The sequence below is a fragment of the Streptomyces sp. NPDC033221 genome (genome assembly GCF_055577005.1).
The window spans coordinates 187,191-207,660 of sequence record NZ_JBVIQN010000013.1 but is presented as its reverse complement, the minus strand read 5'-3'; the positions used below and the strand labels follow the sequence as shown (position 1 = coordinate 207,660).

Genomic DNA, 20,470 nt, shown 5'->3' with positions numbered 1-20,470 from the left:
GGGGCTGTTGCCGCAGTGTTTCGGCTGCCGGGGCGGTGGCCCGCGGGCGTCAGAGCGGCAGCACGCAGACCGGCACCGGTGCGGGGAACGGGTCGCCCAGCCGCCGCAGCCCGCCCCGGGAGCCCACCGAGAACACCGTCACCGTCCCGGACTTCTGGTGCGCCGCGAAGAGCAGCCGGCCGTCCGGCGAGAAAGCGAGGTGCCGGGGGAAGTCGCCGCCGGACGGCACCGTGTCCAGCAGGCGCAGGCGGGAGCCCGCCGCCTCGACGGCGTAGCGGGTAAGGCTGTTGTGGCCGCGGTTGGCGAGGTAGGCGAACGCGCCGTCGCGGGTCACCAGGAACTGCGCCGGGTAGCTGGTGCCGGGGCCGGTTCCGGTGGGCTGCGGCGCGCCCGGTGCGAGCGTGCCGGTGGCCGGGTCGTACGCGCAGACGACGGCGGTGTTGTCCACCTCGTTGGCCAGGTAGGCGTGGCGGCCCGATGGGTGGAAGGTCAGGTGCCGCGGGCCGGCGCCGGGGCGCAGTGTGGCGTACGAGACCTGGGTGAGCTTTCCGGCGACGGTGTCCAGCCGGTAGGTGTAGACGGTGTCGTTCCCGAGGTCGACGGCGAGGATGTGGCGGCCGTCCGGGCTGGTGACGATCTGGTGCGCGTGCGGGCCGTCCTGCCCCGGCCCGGGCGGGGGAGTGGTGTGGGTGACCAGGTCCGTACGCTCGCCGAGCGCGCCGTCCCGGGCCGGGTCGATGGGGTGCACGGCGACGCTGCCCGAGAGATAGTCGGCGCTCAGCAGCCAGCGCCCGCCGGGATGGACGGACAGGTGGCACGGCCCGGCGCCGCCCGTGGGGCGGCTGCCGAGGACGCGATGGCGGCCGTCTGCGCGCAGGGCGATGGCGGTCACCGCACCCTGCTGCTGTTCGTTGACGGTGTACAGGGTCCGGCGGCAGGGTGAGAGGGCCAGGTAGGAGGGGTCGCCGACGCCGCCGATCACTCCGGTCGCGGTGATCCGGCCACGGACCGTGTCGTATGTGCCGAGGCCCACGCCGGTGCCGCCGCCCGGTACGGAGGTGTACGTGCCCAGGAGCAGCGGCCGGACCGCGTACGGTCCGGTGCGGGGCCGGGGCATGGCCCACGCGGGACCGGCCGCCCCGCCGAGACTGCCGCCGGCCGCGGTCAGCGCGGCGCCCGCCGCGACCGTACGCAGGAAGCGGCGGCGACCGGTCCCTGCCCGTGCCCTGCCGTCCATGCCACACCTCGGGGTCCGGAGATCGCGGTCGGCAGCCAGCGTGGCCCGGCCCGGCCGCCCCGGCAAGGGGCGTGACGCGGCTCGCGTGGCGCTCCGGGGTCGGCCGGAGGCCGGACGTCCCGTACGACCCGATGATGACCGGGTCCCTCTCACGTAGGACCGGAGGCATACGGCACGACCAATCCGTGGACTGATTCGCCGGCCCCCCTCCTTTCCGTAGCTTCGTGATCAAGCACATGCACGACCAGGAGGCCACGGATTCATGTACGGCAAGGCATTCGCCCCGGAGTACCAAGGCGAGCTGGGCACCGCCCTGAGCGTGAACTCGTCCTACGAGGACGTGCTCACCACGGCCGGCCGCGCGCGGCGCGACGCCCGCACGGACCTGGAGCGCGCACGGGCCTCCCTCGCCGTCGCCGAGGCCAACCGGCGCCTGGGACGGGTCGACGAGGCCCGTACGGCCTGGCGCGACAGCTACCGCAGCGCCCGTGGAGCCGGTGACCGCGGCGCGATGTCCTGGGCCCTGTGGAGCGGCGGCACGCTCGCCCGGCAGTGCGGCTCCCTCGCCCTCGCCCGCAGGCTGCTGGCCCTGGCCGTCACCCTCGCCGACGAGGGCGGCGACCGCCTCGCGCACGGCTACTCCCTCGCCGGACTCGCCGAGACCGGCCGCATCCAGGGCGACTACGCCGCCGTCGCCGACCTGCACGAGCAGCTCCTCGAACAGGCACGGGCGCACGGCGAGGCCCGCCACATGGTGTGGGCGATGTCCGGCATCGCGCAGATGCACCGCAACACCGGCGGGTACGCCAAGGCCCTGGAGCTGTTCGAGGAGTCCGCGCGAATAGCCGCCGACGGCGACGACGCACGGGGCCGCGCCTGGTCGCTGCGCGGCGTGGCCGACGTCCTGTCCGTACAGGGCGAGACGGAGCGCGCCCTCGACCTGCTCTCCGAAGCCGAGACGATCTGCCGCACCATGGACCTGGCGAGCGCCCTGGCCTACAACCACAAGATGCGCGGCAACGTCCTGTTCCGGGCCGGGCGGTACGCCGAGGCCTGCGCGGTCTACTCCGGCGCACTGCGCGAGTTCGAGGAGATGCACGAGCCGCGCGGCACCGCCCTCTCCCGCCTCGGACTGGTCAAGTCCCGCTCCCGGCTGGGCGGTTCGAAGGACCAGACGCTCGCCGAACTGGACGAGCTGGAGCGCGAGTTCGGGCGCATCGGCCTGCGGCACGCCCGCGACATGGTCATCGCGTTCCGCGCGGAGCTGCTCCCGTCGGCGGCAGGAAGTCCCGCAGCTCCGTACGGTGCCACCACGCCCCGGTCTCCCGCAGTTCCCGCCACGTCGTGAAGCGGTACTGGAACAGCCGGGCCCGCACCAGCGCGGGCGGCGCGTCCGGGAACGGATTGTGGCGCAGCAGCCGCAGCGTGTCGGGGTCGTTCTCCAGCAGCCGTTCCACGAACGGCCCGAACCAGCTGCGCGCATAGCCGGGGGAGAGCGCGGCGAACCACATCAGCCAGTCCAGACGGAGATGGTACGGCGCGAACTGGCGCGGCAGCCGGCGCACCCCGCCCGGCTTGCCCCGGAATCCGTACTCCCGCCAGACCGCGTCCGGCGAGGCCACCGCCGAGTCCGTGCCCTCGATCACGATCTCCCGGCGTACGCGCGTGACGCTGCCGAAGGCCCCATAGGAATTCACCAGGTGCAGCGGGTCGAACGAGGTGTTCATCAGCTGCTGCCGGGACAGCAGGTTGCGTACCGGACGGTAGCTGCGGAAGGCGACGAAGACGGTGACGGCCACGGTCAGCACCGCGAACCAGACCGGGGGAGCGGCGGACGCGTCCGCGGGCGCTCCGGCGAACCAGGAGACGTCCACGGCCGACAGGGCCAGGGCGATGGTCAGCCAGTTCAGCCAGGCGAAGTTGCCGGACAGGACCAGCCACAGCTGCGTCACGGCGATGCCCAGCGCCGCCCAGGTGGCCACCGGCCGCGGTGTGAACAGCAGCACCGGCAGCACCAGTTGCGCGACGTGGTTGGCGGCCGTCTCGACCCGGTGCAGCGGCTTGGGCAGCCGGTGGAAGAACCAGCTGAACGGGCCCGGCATCGGCTGCGTCTCGTGGTGGTAGTACAGGCAGGTCAGATCGCGCCAGCAGCGGTCGCCCCGCATCTTGATCAGCCCGGCCCCGAACTCCACCCGGAACAGCAGCCAGCGCAGCAGCCACATCACGAGCACCGGCGGCGCCGTGTCGTCGTTGCCGAGGAAGACGGCCAGGAAGCCGGTCTCCAGCAGCAGTGACTCCCAGCCGAAGCTGTACCACGTCTGCCCGACGTTCACGATCGACAGATACATCGCCCACAGCACCGCCCACAGCGCCATCGCCACGCCCAGCGGCACCGCGTCCGCCGCCCCGGCGGCCACGGCAGCGGCCAGCAGGGCACCCGCCCAGGACCACAGGGCGAAGAACCGGTCCGAGTAGCGCCAGTGGAAGACCGAGGGCGCCTTGCGAAACGGCGCCCGGCGCAGGAAGTCCGGCACCGGCGTCATGCCGCGCTCGCCCAGCAGCGCCCGGAACTGCCGCGCCGCCGCCACGAACGCCACCAGATACAGCACGGCCAGCATCCGCTGGAACACCAGCCGTCCCAGCCACCCGTCGCTCTCCGTGAACCAGTCCACAGGACCATCCCTAGCACCGCGGCGGCACCCGGGCGCCCGTCCGGCACGCGGCGCGCACGAGATGTACCGGACCGCCGCACCGTGCAGGCTGGAGCCATGCCCGAACTGCCGGAAGTCGAAGCCCTGCGGGAATTCCTGGACGGGCACGCCGTCGGCCGCGTCCTGGTCCGCGCCCAGCCGGTCGCCGTCAACGTGCTCAAGACGTACGACCCGCCGCTGACCGCCCTGGAAGGCGGCACGGTCACGGCGGTGGCGCGGCACGGGAAGTTCCTGGACCTCACCGCCGGCGGCCTGCACCTGGTGATCCACTTGGCCCGCGCCGGCTGGCTGCGCTGGCAGGACGCCCTGCCCGACGCCCCGCCGCGCCCCGGCAAGGGCCCGCTGGCGCTGCGCGTCCGGCTGAGCGCCGAAGGGACCGGCCCGGAGCCCGGCTTCGACCTCACCGAGGCCGGTACGCAGAAACGGCTGGCCGTCTACTGCGTGACCGGTCCCGCGCAGGTCCCCGGTGTCGCCCGGCTCGGCCCCGACCCGCTCGCGGCGGACTTCACGGAGGAGTCCCTGGCCGCCCTGCTCAAGGGGGAGCGGCGGCAGATCAAGGGCGTACTGCGGGACCAGAGCGTGCTGGCCGGAATCGGCAACGCCTACTCCGACGAGATTCTGCACGCGGCCCGGATGTCCCCCTTCAAGCCCGCGGCACGCGTCGGCGCCGAGGACACGGCCCGGCTCTACGCCGCGCTGCGGGACACGCTCCGGGAGGCGGTGGAACGCTCCAGGGGAGTTGCCGCCGGGCAGCTGAAGAAGGAGAAGAAGAGCGGGCTGCGGGTGCACGGCCGTACCGGCGAGCCGTGTCCGGTCTGCGGTGACACCGTCCGCGAGGTCTCCTTCAGCGACTCCTCGCTCCAGTACTGCCCCACCTGCCAGACCGGCGGCAAGCTGCTGGCCGACCGGCGGATGTCCCGGCTTCTGAAGTAGCGGCGGGAGCCGGGGCCGGGATCGGGACCGGCAGCAGGCGTGTACGGCAATCGGGCGAACGGCGGGGTACCGGCGGCAGGCGTGGGCCGGTGGGCGGGGCGGAGCCGCGGAGCCCGCCGGGCACGGCCCGGTGACCGCTATGCGGCCCCAGGCAGAATCTAGGTATTCTCCCCGACTCGACTGCATTTCCGGTAATTGTCGAGCGCGCCCCGATCGCGGTCGCTAATCTGGTGGACGACGGACGACCTGTCCAGGAGATGCCAACACCCTTGGCCCGTCGCGGGAAGCGCCACAAACCCTGGCTGACATCCCGGTTTGTGCAAAGGCGCCACCGCGTCGGAAGTGTCCCCTTGATGAAGGAGTGCGTGGTGGCATTGGAAAACGCGCAACGCAAGCAGCCGCGGCCCAAGCCGGGCGAGCGGCCGGGTCGGATCAAGGAAGTCCGCAATCTGGAGGTCTGGGGCCGCTGTGTCCCGGTCAGAGTCGCCGGCTGCGACGACGACCCCACCGAGACCCACATCTTCCGCGGTATCGACTGACCGGACCCGCCGTACCGGCCGACCGGCCCGCGGACCGCACAGGGCCCGCGGACTCCGGCCGGCCGGCGCCGCGACCGGCGTCGGCGGACGTCACGGCCGGCGGCCCAGCAGACACAGCAGCCGGGTGAGGTCGTCGGCTCCGGGCGGTGGCGGTACGGGATCGGCGAACATCGAGGTACCGGCGAGTTCGTCCGCGTACGGCTCGACCTCGCGCAGAGCGGCGGCCGCCAGATCCTGCGGCAGGTGCTCGTCCGCGCGGATCGCCCGCGACAGATCCCAGGAGTGGACCACCGCGTCCATCATCATCTGCGAGCAGTACGCGGCGGCCGAGCCGGTCCCGGACGACAGGTGGACCGTACGGTCCAGCGCGCCCGGCTCCGAGAACGCCGCCACCGCGGCCACTGCCGCCCGGTCCCAGGCCCCGGCCGGGTCGTCCCCGAGCTGGTCACCGTCGTACGCGTCCCCGACCTCCTCGATCGTGGCGCCGTCCCGCACCAGCCGGGGCACCCACAGCTGCTCCACGGTCAGATGGCCGACCAGGTCGCGCACCGACCACGCGTCGCACGGCGTCGGGTCGTCCCACTGGTCGTCGCGCACCCGGCGGACCCGGCTGCCGAACAGTGCGATGGCCTCGCCGTGCCGGCGCAGGATGTCGGCATGCTCATCACTCCCGCCCGTATCGGAACCGTTCTTGTCCTTTTCGTGTTGGCTCATGCTCACCGAGGATAGGAGTGGGTACGGCGGCCACCGCGGTGCGACGCACGGTCGCGCTCACGACGGATACAACGCGCCGCGCGGCACGATCTGCTGCTCCTGACCCGGACCGGACCAGAGCAGCTTCAGATGCGCCTCGCCGGTCCGCTCGGTGTGCTCGACGCGGAGGGTGTGCCGGTGCCCGGCGGTCAGCGCGACGGTCGCCCGGTCGGTCCGCGGCTCGTGCGGAGCGGTGCTGTCGATGACGAGCCGGCCGTCCACCCACACCCGTACGGTGTCGTCGGAGACGGTGGTGAGGGTGTACGTCTGGCTGAAGAGCGGCCGGATCGTGCCGGTCCAGCGGGTGCTGAAGTGGTCCGCCGGGATGCTCGCGGCGGGTGAGCCGTCGAACCGGTAGGACTTGTTGATCACCGGATCGATGGTGGTCACCGCGGGCGGCCCGGTGAAGCTGTCATTCGCCCAGCTCCGCGCGGTCAGCCCCGTCCCGCGTCCGGCGGGCGCGGCGGCCGGCGGCCGGACGGCGAGCCGGATGACGGTTGCCTCGGGCCCGGTGGGCGGGCCCGACGGTGTGAGAGCGAAACCGTCGCCCGCCGGAGTGACGGTGATCTTCCGCGAACTGCCCAGCACCCGTGCGGACGTGACGCGCAGGGGCGCCTTGGCGGTCAGGTGCAGGGACTTCCCGGCGGCGGGCCAGGCGGTGACGGACGCGTACAAGGCGTCGCGCTTACGGGAGACCGTGCCCCACGACGGCTCGGCGACCAGCCCGGTGTGCCCGGCGCCGTACACGGCATCGCCCTGCCCGTGCGCGGCCAGCCAGCGGCCGGTGGCGCGGAGCCGGTCCACGGACGCCTGCGGGATGCGTCCGTGCCGGTCCGGGCCCACGTTGAGGAGGTAGTTGCCGCCGCGCCCGGCGACCGCGAGGAGGTTGCGGACGACGGTGGCGGCGGACTTCCAGTGGGTGTCGTACCGGGCGAAGCCCCAGTGGTCGTTGAGCGTCATGCAGCTCTCCCAGAGCTGACCGGCCACGGGCTCCGCGGGAATCTCCTGCTCGGGAGTGCCGTAGTCACCGTCCACGACGCGCTTCTTGCCGCCCCGGTTGTTGACGATCAGGTCCGGGTCGAGGCCGTGCAGGTACGCCTGGAGGCCGGCGCCGTCGCGCGGGGACCAGCGGTTGACGGGGTTGTCCGCGTCCCACTCGCCGTCGAACCACAGCAGCGCCGGATCGTACCCGTCCACCAGCTCCTTGAGCTGCGCGTACATCCGCTCCTTGTAGCGCGGGAAGGTCGCCGGGCCGGCGAAGTCGGGGTCGTGCCAGTCCCAGATCGAGTAGGAGAAGCCCAGCTTGATGCCCGCCGCGGCGGCGGCCGTCTTCAGCTCGGCCAGGATGTCGCGGTGCGGGTCGAAGGCGGAGTGGTCGCGCAGGTTCCACCGGTTCTGCTTCGTCGGCCACATCGCGTACCCGTCGTGGTGCTTGGAGGTGATGACGATATAGCGCTGGCCCGCCTCCTTGGCCGCCCTGACCACCGCTTCCGCGTCGAACGCCGCCGGATTGAACGTGGCGGCCTGCCGCTCGTACACATCGGTGGGGATCGCGCACTGCCGTTTGATCCACTCGGCGTTGCGGCAGACGGTGCCGTCCGGCCGGGTGTACTCGCCCTCCAGGTTCGAGTACACCCCGAAGTGGATGAACATGCCGAAGCGGTCCTGCCGCCACCAGGAGGTGCGCTCGGAGACGAAGGGGTCGTCGACGGCGTGATTCGTGCCCGGTCCGGCGGCCCCGGGCCGGGGAGCGTGGCCGGGCGAGCGGTCCGTGACGGGGGCCGTGGCGGTCGAGGCGGCCTCGGCCGGGGGCCCGGCGCCGGTCAGCAGGGTGCCGAGCAACGCCATGGCCGCGGCCAGGTTTCCGAGGAGCCGGGCCGGTCCGGTGCGGCTGCGCATCGCATGCTCCTTTTCGGTCGGTCACCGGTCGGTCGGTCACCGGCCGGCCGGGCGACGGCCGGCCGGTCATGCCCATGCCTGGAATGCCCTCCCGCATCGTGCAGCCCCCACGCCCCCGCCGGAAGCCCTCCGACGCGTCAGACATCGGAGCACCCAACGCGAAAACCTGGCGCAATACGGGCGGTTGGCGGCCCCACTCCGGACAGACCTCGGACGTAACGCAGCAGTGATCCGCCCGGCGCTCCGCCCGGTGATTCACCTGACAACCCCTCCGACGGCCGCCCCCGGGCACACCCGCTCCCCTCCCGTACCACGCCCCGGGACCGCCTCCATCGCACTGTCCCGAACCCGTACTGACGGCCTGTCAGCACTCTGGCGGCCCGGCGGAACCGCCTGTTCAATGGGCGCGAGCCGCAACTGTCTGGAGGCTGCATGGACGTCGCCGCCACACCCCCCGCCATCCGCTGCGCCGGAGTGGAGCGCACCTATCCCGCGTTCCACGAACGGTCCGCCCGCATCGCCGCCGGGCTGCGCGCACTGGGGGTCGAACCCGGGGAGCGGATCGCGATCGTGATGCGCAACGAGCCCGCGTACCTGGAGATCACCGCCGGGGCGGCCCGGCTGGGCGCCTCGGCCGTCCCCGTCAACTGGCACTTCCGGCACGACGAGCTGCGGCATGTGCTCGGTGACAGCGACAGCAAGGTCGTCTTCGCCCACACCGACCTGCTGCCGGGGGTCGCCGCCGCACTCCCGGACCGCGCCCGCCTCATCGAGGTCCCGGTACCCGACGGCACCGCCGCCGCCTGCGGTTTCCCGCCTCCGCCGGTGACCGGCGACCACCCCCTCCTGGACACCTGGCTGGTCGGCCACCCGCCGCTCGCCGAGGAAGCCGCCCGCCGGCCGCCCACCGTCATCTACAGCTCGGGCACCACCGGCCGCCCCAAAGGGGTACTGCGCGACCCGGTCGGCGAGGAGCAGCTCGCCGAAGCGGTGGCGAAGTTCTTCGAGTACTTCGCCGTGGCACCCGGCGGCCGCACCCTGATCCCCGCGCCGCTCTACCACGCCTCGCCCAGCCAGCACGCCGTCCTCGCGCTGGCCGGCGGCCTGGACATCACCCTGATGCCGCGGTTCGACGCCGAGGAGTTCCTCCGGCTGGTCGAACACCACCGCATCCAGCAGGTGCAGATGGTGCCGACCATGTTCGTACGGCTGCTGCGGCTGCCCAAGGAGATCCGCGAGCGCTACGACCTGTCCTCGCTCACCTCGGTCGTGCACGCCGCGGCGCCCTGTCCGCCGCACATCAAGCACGCCATGATCGACTGGCTGGGGCCGGTACTGCGCGAGTACTACGGCGGCAGCGAGACCGGCGCCGTGACCTGGTGCGACAGCCAGGAGTGGCTGGCACACCCCGGTACGGTCGGCCGGGCCGAAGGCACCTGCTCGGTGGTGATCCTGGGCCCCGACGGCGTGGAACTGCCCACCGGCCGGACCGGCGAGGTCTACATCAGGCCGTCCGACACCTGGCCGCAGTTCACCTACCTCGGCGACCCCGCCAAGCGCGCGGCGATGGAGGCCGGCCGGATGCCCGGCTACGTCACGATCGGCGACATCGGCCACCTCGACGCCGACGGCTACCTCCACCTCAGCGACCGCCGCAACGACCTGGTCATATCCGGCGGCGTCAACATCTACCGGGCGGAGATCGAGGGCTGCCTGCTCGCCCTCGACGGGCTGCGCGACGTCGCCGTCTTCGGCATCCCCGACGAGGAGTTCGGCGAAGCGCTCGCCGCGCACGTCGAGCCCGAACCGGACGCCGGACTCACCACCGAGGACGTACGGGCACACGTCGCCGACCGGCTCGCCTCGTACAAGGTGCCCAGAACCGTGGTCTTCGAGGAGAGCCTGCCGCGCGACGAGTCCGGCAAACTCTTCAAACGGCGGCTGCGGGAACCGTACTGGGAGGGGCGGGGGCGGGCGATCTGAAGGGGCGCACGGCAGGAACACGCCTCCGGCGACCGCCGGGGCGCCTTCAGCGATCACCCACCGGCCGGTCTCGCGGCCTGATCTCCCGCGTTTCCCCTCGGTCAGCCGGAGCGGAGTTTCCGTGCGATGCGGGCGAGGGCCTTCTGGCCGGTCGCGTTGGTCGGGCCATCCGGTGACCGCAGGCCGGGCCATTGCTCGGCTCCCCAGGCCTGGAACCGCTCCACCTCGGTGAACCCCGGCTTTGCCGCGAGGCGCATCGAGCCGGTGTTGGCGGCACCTCTGGCGATGCCAGCAGCTCGATGAACGCCGGACGGTCACGGGCCTCGGGGGCCCGGAGCACGAGCCTCTCGGTTTTGACCGGGGCAGCGGCCAGGCGACGGATCCGAGATCAGTCATGCCGGCCACCTCATCAGCAGGCTCCCCAGTGATCAAGAGCGTCGTGCCCTCACAGCCCCCCGCGCCGCATCAGCTGCCGTACGATCACCTCTCGCTGGATCTCGTTCGTCCCCTCACCGACGATCATCAGCGGTGCGTCGCGGAAGTACCGCTCCACGTCGAATTCGGTCGAGTAGCCGTACCCGCCATGCACCCGCACCGCGTCCAGTGCGACGCGCATGGCTGTCTCGGAGGCGAACAGCTTGGCCATGCCCGCCTCCAGATCGGCACGCTGACCGCTGTCGTACGTACGTGCCGCGTGCAGCACGAGCTGGCGCGCCGCCGTCAGCGACGTCGCCATGTCCGCCAGATGGGCGCCGACGGCCTGGTGCTGCCAGATCGGCTTTCCGAAGCTCTCCCGCCGGCGCGCGTACCGTACGGAGTCCTCGAAGGCGGCCCGCCCGACCCCCACCGCCCGCGCGGCGACCTGGATACGGCCGATCTCCAGCCCGCGCATCATCTGCCCGAATCCGCTGCCTTCCTGCCCGCCGAGCAGCGCTTCCCCGGGCACCCGGAAGTCGTCGAAGGCCAGCTCGCAGCTCTCCACGCCCTTGTAGCCCAGCTTGGGCAGGTCGCGGGAGACGGTCATCCCGGGGCCGTGCTCGCAGAGCAGCACCGAGATGCCGCGATGCGCGGGCTCGGCCGCCGGGTCGGTCTTGACCAGCAGCGCGATCAGCCCGGCGCGGCGGGCGTTGGTGATCCAGGTCTTGGCGCCGTTGACGAGGTAGGTGCCGTCGGCGGCGCGGCGCGCCGTGGTGCGCATCGCCTGGAGGTCCGAGCCGCCGCCCGGTTCGGTGAGCGCCATCGCGGCCCGTACCTCCCCGGTGGCCAGCCGCGGCAGCCAGTGCTCGCGCTGCTCCGGAGTCCCGTACCGGACGAGCAGGGTGCAGACCACGGTATGGCCGCCCATGGCACCGGCTAGGCTCATCCAGCCACGCGCCAGCTCCTCGGTGACCAGGGCGAAGCAGGAGGCGGAGACGGCGGCGGCGCCGTACGGGGCCGGCACCGCGAGGCCGAAGACGCCGAGCTGCTTCATCCGCTCGACGAGTTCCGCCGGGTAGCGGTCGGCATGTTCCCACTCGCGTGCCACGGGACGTACGTCGCGGTCGACGAAGTCGCGTACGACGTCGACGATGGCGCGTTCCTCGGAGCGGAGCAGGTCGTAGCCGGGCATGAGCGGCCTCCTTCGGCGGGGACGGTGCTGCGCGTGTGCAGCACCTACCCGCGGGGAGACCGCCCGTCCGTCAGGCCGGAGGCGGGACCGGTGAGCCGGGTCCGGGCCGCCTTGCGGAACGCCGTCACCAGGCGGCTGCGGTCGTCGGCACGGGTCGCCACGACGACGTGGCTCGGTTCGACACCGTGCAGGGGAATCCCGGTGACGTCCGGGCGCAGGGCCACGGCCCGTGGGCCGGCCGCGATGGCCACGGCCTCACCGGCGGCGATCAGCTCGAACTTGTCCTCCAGGGCGTCGATGAACGGGCCGTCGGGGGCCGGACGCCCGTCGGGCCGGGGGTCGATGCGCCAGTAGGCGTTCCAGTCCGGATCGGCCTGGCGCAGGCGGGGGAGGGGCTCGTCGGCGATGTCGGCGAGGGTGACGGACTCCTTGCCCGCGAGGCGGTGGTCGAGCGGCACCAGCAGCACTCGGGGCTCGTCGTACAGGACCGTCACCTGCAGCCCGGCGGTCGGGAACGGCAGCCGGGTCACCATCGCGTCCACCCGGTGGCCGAGCAACGCCTCGTTGATCACGGTGCAGTCCACGTACTGGCTGTGCACTTCGGCGTCCGGGTGCCGCCGGCGCAGCTCGCGGACCGCCGGGGTGACGATGACGCCCGTGGTGTACCCGACGGTGATCCGCGCCGGATCGGCGGCGGCACGGGTGTGGGCCGCCGCCTCGGCGGCGGCGCGCAGCAGCGCCTTGGCGCGGGGCAGGAACACCTCACCGGCCTCGGTCAGCCTGCTGCCCTGCGGAGTACGGTCCAGCAGGCGCGCGCCCAACTGCTGTTCGAGGCGGCGCACCTGGCGGCTCAAGGACGGCTGGGCGACGCGGAGGGCTTCGGCGGCGCGGCCGAAGTGCCGGTGCTCGGCGACGGCCGTGAAGTAGCGCACGAGCCGCAGGTCGAGATCGGGCGCGGGGGAGGGGTCGGGCATACCCGAAGCGTAGTCCGGTCCGGGCGTACGGAGAGTTGAACAGCAGCCCTGGCCAGTAGCGATGCCTGTTTCGCATGTCCTCATGCGAAACGGGCTTTGGACGCGCGGCGGTCCCCGCCCGGAGCATGGGAACCACGCCGGCCGGGCGCCCGGCCGCCCCTCACCGGCCGGTCTCGCACACCTTTTTCTCCCCTCTTTCAAGGACACCACCATGCGCGTATTCGTCACCGGAGCAACCGGATTCATCGGGACCGCGGTGGTCCGGGAACTCCTCGACGCCGGACACACGGTCGTCGGCCTGGCCCGCTCGGACACCTCCGCCGCGACGCTGACGGCGGCCGGTGCCGAGGCATACCGGGGCTCCCTGGACGACCCCGGCAGCCTGCACGACGCGGCCGCCGCGGCGGACGGCGTCATCCACCTCGCCTACCGCCACGACTTCTCGGACCTGGCGTCCTTCGCGGCCGCGGGGCGGCTGGACCTGCGCGCCGTGCGGACGGTCGGGGCCGCCCTCGAAGGCACCGACAAGCCCTTCGTCATCACCACGGGCACGCTGACGGTCGCCTCGATGGCAGCCGGCCGCCCCGGGACCGAGGAGATCAGGCCCGAGCCCGGAACGGACGCGCCCCGGCTCGCGTCGGAGGACGCGGTCCTGTCGCTGGCCGGCCGCGGGGTGCGCTCGTCGGTCGTACGGCTCGCACCGTCCGTGCACGGCGAGGGCGACCGGGCCTTCGTCCCGATGCTGATCGACGCCGCCCGCGCGAAGGGCGTCGCGGCCTACATCGGTGACGGCTCCAACCGCTGGCCCGCCGTACACCGGCTGGACGCGGCGCGCCTGTTCCGGCTGGCGCTGGAAGCCGCCCCGGCCGGTTCGGTGCTGCACGCGACAGCCGAGGAGGGCGTGCCGCTCCGCGACATCGCCGAGACCATCGGCCGCCGGCTGGGAGTGCCGGCCGCGGGCATCACCGCCGGGGAAGCGGGCGCGCACTTCGGCTTCCTCTCCGGCATGGTGTCGGTCGACAATCCCATGTCGAGCGCTCTGACCCGCAAGCTGGTGGGCTGGGAGCCGGAGTGTCCGTCCCTGCTCCAGGACCTCGAAGAGGGGCACTACTTCGCGGGGCGGACGAGCATCTTCTGAGGGGCCGCTGCCTCCCTCAGTCCACCGGCCCGTTCGGGACGATCTGCAGCTTGCGGCCGGTGCCCCGTTCGAACGTCCGCAGGGCCTCGGCGTACTGGTCCAGCCCGAAGCGGTGCGTGATCATGGTTCCGCAGTCGATCACGCCCTTGCCCAGCATCTCGACCGCCCGGCCGTAGGTGTGCAGGATCGCCATGCTGCCGACGATGCGGATCTCGTCGTTGTAGATCCGGAACGGCGAGAACCGCGCCGTCTCCTGGTCGGGCGCACAGCCGAACTGCTGGAACGTGCCACCGCGGATCGGCCGGGTCAGGCCGTCCTCGATGGCCCGTACGTTGCCGGTGCAGTCGGTGACCACCTGCCAGCCGAGCGGATGGGCGGCGGCCAGGTCGTCCGCGCCGGTGGCGACGGTGTCGGCGCCGAGCTGCCGGGCGACCGTCAGCCGGTCCTCGTTGATGTCGACCACCGAGACCGACGCGGCGCCGGCGCGCTGCGCGACCTGGAGGTAGAGCAGTCCCATGGCGCCCGCGCCGTAGATCAGGAAGTGGTCGCCCAGCTTGGGGCCGACGATGTCGAAGCCGCGCAGGATGGTGGAGAGCGGCTCGATCAGCGGGGCGTGCCGCAGCGCGACCGTCTCGGGGAGGCGATAGCAGTTGCCGGCCGGGACCTTGACGTACTCGGCGGCGGCCCCGTCCACCGTGATGCCGATGGTGCCCCACTTCTCGCAGAGGTTGCCGTGGCCGATGGAGCAGAAGTGACACGTACCGCAGTAGAGGGCCGGGTCCGCGGCGACGGCGTCGCCCTCGGCGAGACCGGTCACCGCCGAGCCCACCGCCACGATCTCGCCGGAGAACTCGTGCCCGGGGATCACCGGGTACCGCGTCGGCCCGAACTCGCCCGCCAGCATGTGCACATCGGTGCCGCACAGTCCGGCGGCGGTCACCTTGACGACCACGTCGTCCGGGCCGGGCACCGGGTCCGGGACCTGGCTGACGGACAGCTTCTTCGGCTCCTCGATGACAACTGCGCGCATGGTCGTGACCGCCTTTCGGAGGGGGGAGGAAGGGACGGGACCGGCCGGGCTCAGGCCGCGGGCAGGCCCGGAGAGGTCAGGTTGCGCGACTCGACCTGCTTGATCTTCTCCACCTTGGGCGCGGAGCCGCCGCCGGCGAAGTCGGAGACCAGCCAGTGTTCCAGGCACACCAGGGCGGCCTCCACGCCCATCGTGCGGCTGCCGAAGCAGGCGATCTGCGCGTCGTTGGACTTGCGGGCGCGCTCCGCGCTGTAGCTGTCCGGGATCTGGGCGGCCCGGATGCCGGGCACCTTGTTGGCGGCGATGGCCATGCCGATGCCGGTGCCGCAGACCAGGACGGCACGCTCGTGCTCGCCGCGCGCGACGCCGCGCGCGACCCGCTCCGCGACGTCCGGGTAGTCCTCGCCGTCCGTGGCGCTCAGGTCGGTGACCCGGTGGCCGCGTTCGGTCAGGTACGCGGCCATCGCGTCCTTCATGGCGGTCGCGGCGTCGTCGGCGCCGAGGGCGATGCGGTACGTGTCCTGCACGGTGAACTCCCTAGGGGCGAAGGGGAAGCGGGGCGGGTGTGCCGGCCGCGGCGACTTCTCCGAGGACCTGGCGCAGGTTCGCGGTGTCGTGCGCGAGCCGGCCCAGGAACAGGCCGTCGACGCTGCCGGACAGCCGTCCGAAGGTGCCGGGCCCGGCGGTGCCGCCGTAGATGACCCGGCCCCGTACGTCGTGGTCGCGCAGGCAGCCGCCGATGGCCGAGGCCACCGCCCGTACGTGCCGCGCGGGCGCCGGTTCACGGGCGCCGATCGCCCAGACCGGCTCATAGGCGACGATCACCTCGCTGCCCGGTTCCGCGCCGCCGAGGGCGGCCCGTACCTGGGTCAGCGTCTCCTCGACGGCCCGTGCGAGGCCGCCGTCGTGCCGCTCGCCCGCGCAGATGACGGGCACCAGCCCGGCCCGGGTGGCGGCGCCGGTCTTGGCGGCCACGGTCGCGTCCGTCTCGCCGAAGTGGCGGCGCCGCTCCGCGTGCCCGACCTCGACGTACCGGGCGCCCGCCTCGGCGAGCATGCCCGCGGAGACCTCGCCGGTCCAGGCGCCGGTCTCGGCCCAGTGCACGTCCTGGGCGCCGTACGCGACGTCCGTACCGGCCAGCAGCTCGCGGGCGTCGGCCAGGGCGGGGAAGGCGGGCAGGACGAACAGGTCGACGGGCCGGGGGAGTTCCGCCAGGGCGCCCTGGAGCGTGGCCACGTCGGCGAGCCACTGCCTGGTCGCGGCCAGTCCGAAGTAGAGCTTCAGCGATACGCCGACGACCGGGCGGCGGCCCGCTCCGGGGGGCCCGAAGGCCCCGGGGGACCGGGCCGCCGCCGACGTCGAGTTCTCAGGGATCACGTCGTTCATGATGCTTCAAACAAAAGCACATGTGAAGTTCTCAGATCAAGACGTTATGTTTCCCAGTTTCGCGAGATCTCTGTGAGGTGAGGGAGGGGAAGGGGGTACGGGTGTCAGGCCAGCGGCTTGGAGAGGACGGCCTTGCGGTGGCTGAACGTCTCGATCGAGTACCGCCCGTGGTAACGGCCCAGTCCGCTCTCGCCCACCCCGCCGAACGGCAGGTCGGACACGGTCAGATGGGCGACCGGCAGGCCGAAGCCGAGGCCGCCCGACGAGGTCTCCTCGGTCAGCCGCCGCCGGGTCTCCGCCGACTCGGTGAAGGCGTACAGCGCCAGCGGCTTGTCCCGCTCGTTGATGAAGCCGATCGCCGCGTCCAGGTCCTCGACCTCGACGACGGGCAGGATCGGGCCGAAGATCTCCTCCCGCATCACCGGGGCGTCGGACGCCACGCCGCCGAGCACGGTCGGCGCGATGTATTTGCGGTCCCGGTCGTGGGTGCCGCCCGCGACGATGCGGCCGGAGCCGAGCAGTCCGGTCAGCCGGTCGAAGTGCCGCTCGTTGACGATACGGCTGTAGTTCGGCGCGGCGGCCGGGTCGTCGCCGTACACGGCGGCGATGGCGCGGGCGAGGGCGGGCTCCAGCCGGGCCGCCGTTCCGGGGTCGGTCAGGACGTAGTCCGGCGCCACGCAGGTCTGGCCCGCGTTGAGGAACTTGCCGCCCACCAGCCGGGCGGCGACCGCGTCGGCGTCCGTGTCGCGGTCCACGAAGGCCGGTGACTTGCCGCCCAGCTCCAGGGTGACCGGAGTCAGGTGCTTGGCCGCCGCGGTCATCACGATGCGGCCGACGGTGCCGTTGCCCGTGTAGAAGATGTGGTCGAAACGCTGCTCCAGCAGGGCCGTCGTCTCCGGAACGGCGCCTTCGACCACCGCGACGGCGTCCGCGTCCAGGAAGCGGGGCAGGAGGCGGGCCACGGCGGCGGAGGTGGCGGGCGCCATCTCGCTGGGCTTGGCGACCACGCAGTTGCCGGACGCCAGGGCGCCGACCATGGGCGCGAGCAGCAGCTGCAGCGGGTAGTTCCAGGGGGCGATGACCAGGACGACGCCCAGCGGGTCGTAGACCGTCCACGCCTCCGCCCCGCTCAGGTGCGGCGGCACCGGCGCGGACTCGGGCCGCAGCCACTCCGCCAGGTGGTCGAGGGTGTGGTCGATCTCGCGCAGCGTGAAGTCGATCTCGGTGCGGTACGCCTCGGGTTCGCCCTTGCCCAGGTCCTCGTGCAGGGCCGCGGCGAGGTCCTTGCCGTGTTCGGTGAGCAGGGTGCGCAGCCGTTGCAGCTGGTCGGTGCGCCAGTCCAGGGGAGCGGTGCGGCCGGTGCGGAAGGTGGCGCGCAGCCGCGCGACCACGGCGTCCGGCTGCTCGGGGGTGCTGCTGGTCATGGTGTCTCCGGTGGGTGCGGGGCGGGCCGGGCGGCGGGGGTGCGGGCCCTCGTGCGGAGGGGCCGGCTGACGCTTGACAAGGTCAAGCACCATTCCATGTAAATGCCAACGATTGCGGAAGTCAAGTAACCCGCTATCCTGGCCGCGTGTCCGACACCGCCCGGCCCACCCCCGACGACCTCCTCCCGCCGTTCGCCCGCACGGTCCGCGGCTACTACGACGACCTCGCCGCCGCCGCGCTGCGGCACGGCCTGAGCACCGCGCAGGCCCGTGCGCTCATCGCCCTGGAGGAGCCGCTCTCGATGAGTGCGCTCGCCGGCCACCTCGTCTGCGACGCGTCGAACGCCACCCGGCTCATCGCCCGTATGCAGGAGCGCGGCCTCGTGCGGCGGGAAGCCGCGCCCCGGGACCGCCGGAGCAAGGTGGTCACCGCCACCGAGGAGGGCCGGGCGCTCGCCCTGCGGGTACGCGCCGACATGCACGCCGTGCGCGACGCGCTCGAAGCGCTCACCTCCGAGGAACGCGCTGCCCTGCTCCCCCTGCTGGACCGTCTGGGCGCCCTTCTGGGCCGCTGAGGCCCGGCCGCCGATACCGGGTTCGACCCGGCGGGGACGACCCGCCGCGATCCCGCTAAAGTCGGATGAATACCCGCTGGTGGACAGGCCTGTGCGGGCTGTTCGGGGTGGGCTGCCCCAGGGGAGGACGTAGATCCACATGAGTCGCCGCTCCAACGGATTGGTGGCCGTCTGGGCCGAGGCGCAGCGTCAGCAGCAGCGCCGCCAGGAGGCTCAGCAGCGGGCCGGTGAACAGGCCCGCCGCGACCAGGAGCGGCAACAGCGCGACACCGAACGCGCCATGGCCCGTATGCAGCGCGAGCGCCGGGACGCGTACCGGCAGCAGCGCGAGGCCGACGCCCACCGCCGTACCGAGGAACTGGACGCGCGCATGGCCGAGTTGTCCGGCCTGCTGGCCGACGGCTGCCGTGCCCCGGCCTTCACCGTCGCCGCGCTGCGCCGCCCCGAGCACGTCGAGGCCTTCGCACCCGGCCGGCTCGCCGTCCCCATACCGATGCCCGACCCGGCCGCCTACCAGCCGCAGGCCACCGGCTGGGGCCTCGGCGGCGCCCGCCGCGCCCAGGCGCAGGGAGAGGCCCGGGCCCGCTACGAGCACGACTGGCACGCCGCGCAGGCCGCGGAGGCCCAGCGCCTGCATCAACTGGAGGATTACCGGCGGCAGTACGACCAGTGGGCCGCCGGACAGCTGGCGGAGATCAGAGACCACAACGCCGCGGTCGAGGAACTGCTGACGGGTCTGCGCGACGGCGATCCGGACGCGGTGGTGGCGTACTTCTCCGCCGCGCTGTACGCCGCCACCGGCCGGCCGGAGGGCTTCCCGCGCCGTGTCCGCGCCGCCTACGACCCGGCGGTCCGCCAGCTCGTACTGGACTGGGAGCTGCCCGGCTTCGACATCGTGCCCGCCGCCAAGTCGGTGCGCTACATGTACGCGGCCGACCAGGACAAGGACGTCGCCCGGCCCGTCACCCAGCGGCGGGCGGCCTACCGCGACGTGCTGGCCCAGTCCGTCCTGCTGGTGGTGCACGACCTGTTCACCGCGGACCCGTCCGGCACGCTCGACTCGGTGGTGGTCAACGGCTTCGTGGACGACGTGGACCCGGCCACCGGCCGCCCCGCGCAGATATGCCTGGCCACCGTCACGGCGCCCAGGGACGCCTTCGAGGAGCTGCACCTGGCGCAGGTCAGCGCCGTGGACTGCCTGACCGACGGACTGCGCGGCCAGTTGTCGGCGCGTCCCGACCAGCGGGCCGCGGTGCGGCCGGCGCGGCAGCCGGGCGATGTCGGCGGCGGCGTGGTGACCCACGGAGGCGCGGCGGAACCGGACCTGTTCACCATGGACCCGATCGCCTTCGAAGGGCTGGTCGCCGAGCTGTTCCGCGCGATGGGGATGCAGGCCGTGACGACCCAGCGGTCCGGGGACGGCGGGGTGGACGTGGACGCGCTGGACTCCGACCCCATCCGGGGCGGCAAGATCATCGTGCAGGTGAAGCGCTACCGCAACACCGTCCCGCCGACCGCCGTACGCGACCTGTTCGGCACCGTCCAGTCCGAGGGCGCCAACAAGGGCGTCCTGGTGACGACGTCCCGCTTCGGCCCCGGCGCCCACGCCTTCGCCAACGGCAAGCCGCTGACGCTCGTCAGCGGACCGGAACTGGTCGACCTGCTGGCCCGCCACGGCCTGCGCGGACGCCTCGGGGACGCTGCGGTCCCGGACCGGCGGCAGCCACCCGCCGAGGAGGGGGCGGCACCGGACCCGGCCCCGGAAGCGGAGCGGGACACGGGCAGCATCCTCGGCATGAACTGGTCCGGCGGCGTCTCCCTCGACGTCTGCGCGCTGGTCTGCCAGGGCAACCGCGTCCTGAGCGACGACCACTTCGTCTTCTACAACAACCCGCGCACCCCGGACGGCACGGTACGGATGCTCTCCGGCTTCGCCCCCGACCGGACCGCCATGCAGGTCGCCTTCGACGCGCTGCCCGCCACCGCGGACCGGCTCGTCCTCGTCGCCGCCGTCGACCCGGAGACCGACCCGCACGCCGACCTGTCGGGGTTCACCGACGCGCGGATCCGCCTGGTGGACGAATCCGGCGCCGAACTCGGCCAGTTGGAGGTCTCCGACGGGCGCAGCGGCGAGACGGCACTGGTACTGGGATCCTTCCGCCGCCGCGCGAACGGCGACTGGGACTTCGTCCTCGGCGGCAAGGGCTACGAAGGCGGCCTGGAGGCGCTGGTGCAGGAGTACGGAATCGAGGTCGCCTGACCCACGGCGAGCGGAGACC

At 72.9% G+C, this 20,470-nt stretch carries 18 protein-coding genes; 7 read left to right on the top strand and 11 right to left on the bottom strand.

Annotated features, from left to right (window positions below):
- Positions 1 to 49: 49 nt before the first annotated feature.
- Positions 50 to 1,237 carry a lactonase family protein gene (locus ACZ53K_RS19590; protein ID WP_468837918.1) on the bottom strand — a complete coding sequence of 396 codons (1,188 nt, stop codon included), beginning with the start codon at positions 1,235 to 1,237 and terminating at the stop codon, positions 50 to 52.
- A gap of 262 nt (positions 1,238 to 1,499) precedes the next feature.
- On the opposite strand from ACZ53K_RS19590, the gene ACZ53K_RS19585 reads away from it, so the two are divergent.
- Positions 1,500 to 2,585 carry a tetratricopeptide repeat protein gene (locus ACZ53K_RS19585; protein WP_468837915.1) on the top strand — a complete coding sequence of 362 codons (1,086 nt, stop codon included), beginning with the start codon at positions 1,500 to 1,502 and terminating at the stop codon, positions 2,583 to 2,585.
- Here the strand turns inward: ACZ53K_RS19585 and ACZ53K_RS19580 are convergent.
- Positions 2,482 to 3,909: a lipase maturation factor family protein gene (locus tag ACZ53K_RS19580; RefSeq protein WP_468837912.1), complete on the bottom strand. Its 1,428-nt coding sequence runs from the start codon at positions 3,907 to 3,909 to the stop codon at positions 2,482 to 2,484. The two genes, ACZ53K_RS19585 and ACZ53K_RS19580, sit on opposite strands and share 104 nt — an antisense overlap.
- Positions 3,910 to 4,005: 96 nt before the next feature.
- Between ACZ53K_RS19580 and ACZ53K_RS19575 the strand changes: the two genes are divergently transcribed.
- Both ACZ53K_RS19575 and ACZ53K_RS19570 read left to right on the top strand, forming a co-directional pair.
- Positions 4,006 to 4,881 carry an Fpg/Nei family DNA glycosylase gene (locus ACZ53K_RS19575; protein ID WP_468837910.1) on the top strand — a complete coding sequence of 292 codons (876 nt, stop codon included), beginning with the start codon at positions 4,006 to 4,008 and terminating at the stop codon, positions 4,879 to 4,881.
- 368 nt (positions 4,882 to 5,249) lie between these two features.
- A complete protein-coding gene (locus ACZ53K_RS19570; RefSeq protein WP_154806360.1) occupies positions 5,250 to 5,420 on the top strand; it encodes a hypothetical protein in 171 nt (56 codons plus the stop codon).
- 90 nt (positions 5,421 to 5,510) lie between these two features.
- On the opposite strand, the gene ACZ53K_RS19565 is transcribed toward ACZ53K_RS19570, so the two are convergent.
- Both ACZ53K_RS19565 and ACZ53K_RS19560 read right to left on the bottom strand, forming a co-directional pair.
- On the bottom strand, positions 5,511 to 6,134 hold the full coding sequence (locus ACZ53K_RS19565) for a TIGR03086 family metal-binding protein (protein ID WP_468837907.1): 624 nt from the start codon (positions 6,132 to 6,134) through the stop codon (positions 5,511 to 5,513).
- Between the two features lie 57 nt (positions 6,135 to 6,191).
- The gene (locus tag ACZ53K_RS19560) at positions 6,192 to 8,072 is read right to left on the bottom strand and encodes an alpha-L-fucosidase (RefSeq protein ID WP_468837904.1); all 1,881 of its coding nucleotides are present in this window, start codon (positions 8,070 to 8,072) and stop codon (positions 6,192 to 6,194) included.
- Between the two features lie 432 nt (positions 8,073 to 8,504).
- On the opposite strand from ACZ53K_RS19560, the gene ACZ53K_RS19555 reads away from it, so the two are divergent.
- Positions 8,505 to 10,055 carry an AMP-binding protein gene (locus tag ACZ53K_RS19555; RefSeq protein WP_468837901.1) on the top strand — a complete coding sequence of 517 codons (1,551 nt, stop codon included), beginning with the start codon at positions 8,505 to 8,507 and terminating at the stop codon, positions 10,053 to 10,055.
- Positions 10,056 to 10,156: 101 nt separating this feature from the next.
- Here ACZ53K_RS19555 and ACZ53K_RS19550 read toward each other — a convergent pair whose 3' ends face one another.
- The 3 genes from ACZ53K_RS19550 to ACZ53K_RS19540 form a co-directional block, all read right to left on the bottom strand.
- The gene (locus ACZ53K_RS19550) at positions 10,157 to 10,312 is read right to left on the bottom strand and encodes a hypothetical protein (RefSeq protein WP_468837899.1); all 156 of its coding nucleotides are present in this window, start codon (positions 10,310 to 10,312) and stop codon (positions 10,157 to 10,159) included.
- A gap of 188 nt (positions 10,313 to 10,500) precedes the next feature.
- Positions 10,501 to 11,664 carry an acyl-CoA dehydrogenase family protein gene (locus tag ACZ53K_RS19545; RefSeq protein WP_468837896.1) on the bottom strand — a complete coding sequence of 388 codons (1,164 nt, stop codon included), beginning with the start codon at positions 11,662 to 11,664 and terminating at the stop codon, positions 10,501 to 10,503.
- A 44-nt stretch (positions 11,665 to 11,708) separates the two neighbouring features.
- Positions 11,709 to 12,638 carry a LysR family transcriptional regulator gene (locus ACZ53K_RS19540; protein ID WP_468837894.1) on the bottom strand — a complete coding sequence of 310 codons (930 nt, stop codon included), beginning with the start codon at positions 12,636 to 12,638 and terminating at the stop codon, positions 11,709 to 11,711.
- A 211-nt stretch (positions 12,639 to 12,849) separates the two neighbouring features.
- Here ACZ53K_RS19540 and ACZ53K_RS19535 point away from each other — a divergent pair, with 211 nt between their 5' ends.
- Positions 12,850 to 13,776 carry an SDR family oxidoreductase gene (locus ACZ53K_RS19535; RefSeq protein WP_468837891.1) on the top strand — a complete coding sequence of 309 codons (927 nt, stop codon included), beginning with the start codon at positions 12,850 to 12,852 and terminating at the stop codon, positions 13,774 to 13,776.
- Positions 13,777 to 13,792: 16 nt separating this feature from the next.
- Here the strand turns inward: ACZ53K_RS19535 and ACZ53K_RS19530 are convergent, their stop codons facing one another.
- The 4 genes from ACZ53K_RS19530 to ACZ53K_RS19515 form a co-directional block, all read right to left on the bottom strand.
- Positions 13,793 to 14,806 carry a zinc-dependent alcohol dehydrogenase family protein gene (locus ACZ53K_RS19530; RefSeq protein WP_468837888.1) on the bottom strand — a complete coding sequence of 338 codons (1,014 nt, stop codon included), beginning with the start codon at positions 14,804 to 14,806 and terminating at the stop codon, positions 13,793 to 13,795.
- 50 nt (positions 14,807 to 14,856) lie between these two features.
- Positions 14,857 to 15,333, bottom strand: coding sequence for an RpiB/LacA/LacB family sugar-phosphate isomerase (locus tag ACZ53K_RS19525; RefSeq protein ID WP_468837886.1), 477 nt, complete (start codon positions 15,331 to 15,333; stop codon positions 14,857 to 14,859).
- A 10-nt stretch (positions 15,334 to 15,343) separates the two neighbouring features.
- The gene (locus tag ACZ53K_RS19520) at positions 15,344 to 16,183 is read right to left on the bottom strand and encodes a triose-phosphate isomerase family protein (RefSeq protein ID WP_468837884.1); all 840 of its coding nucleotides are present in this window, start codon (positions 16,181 to 16,183) and stop codon (positions 15,344 to 15,346) included.
- Positions 16,184 to 16,296: 113 nt separating this feature from the next.
- A complete protein-coding gene (locus ACZ53K_RS19515) occupies positions 16,297 to 17,616 on the bottom strand; it encodes an aldehyde dehydrogenase family protein (RefSeq protein WP_468837881.1) in 1,320 nt (439 codons plus the stop codon).
- Positions 17,617 to 17,762: 146 nt separating this feature from the next.
- On the opposite strand from ACZ53K_RS19515, the gene ACZ53K_RS19510 reads away from it, so the two are divergent.
- The gene (locus ACZ53K_RS19510; RefSeq protein ID WP_468837878.1) at positions 17,763 to 18,191 is read left to right on the top strand and encodes a MarR family winged helix-turn-helix transcriptional regulator; all 429 of its coding nucleotides are present in this window, start codon (positions 17,763 to 17,765) and stop codon (positions 18,189 to 18,191) included.
- Positions 18,192 to 18,330: 139 nt separating this feature from the next.
- On the top strand, positions 18,331 to 20,451 hold the full coding sequence (locus ACZ53K_RS19505; protein ID WP_468837876.1) for a restriction endonuclease: 2,121 nt from the start codon (positions 18,331 to 18,333) through the stop codon (positions 20,449 to 20,451).
- The last annotated feature ends 19 nt before the right edge of the window (positions 20,452 to 20,470 follow it).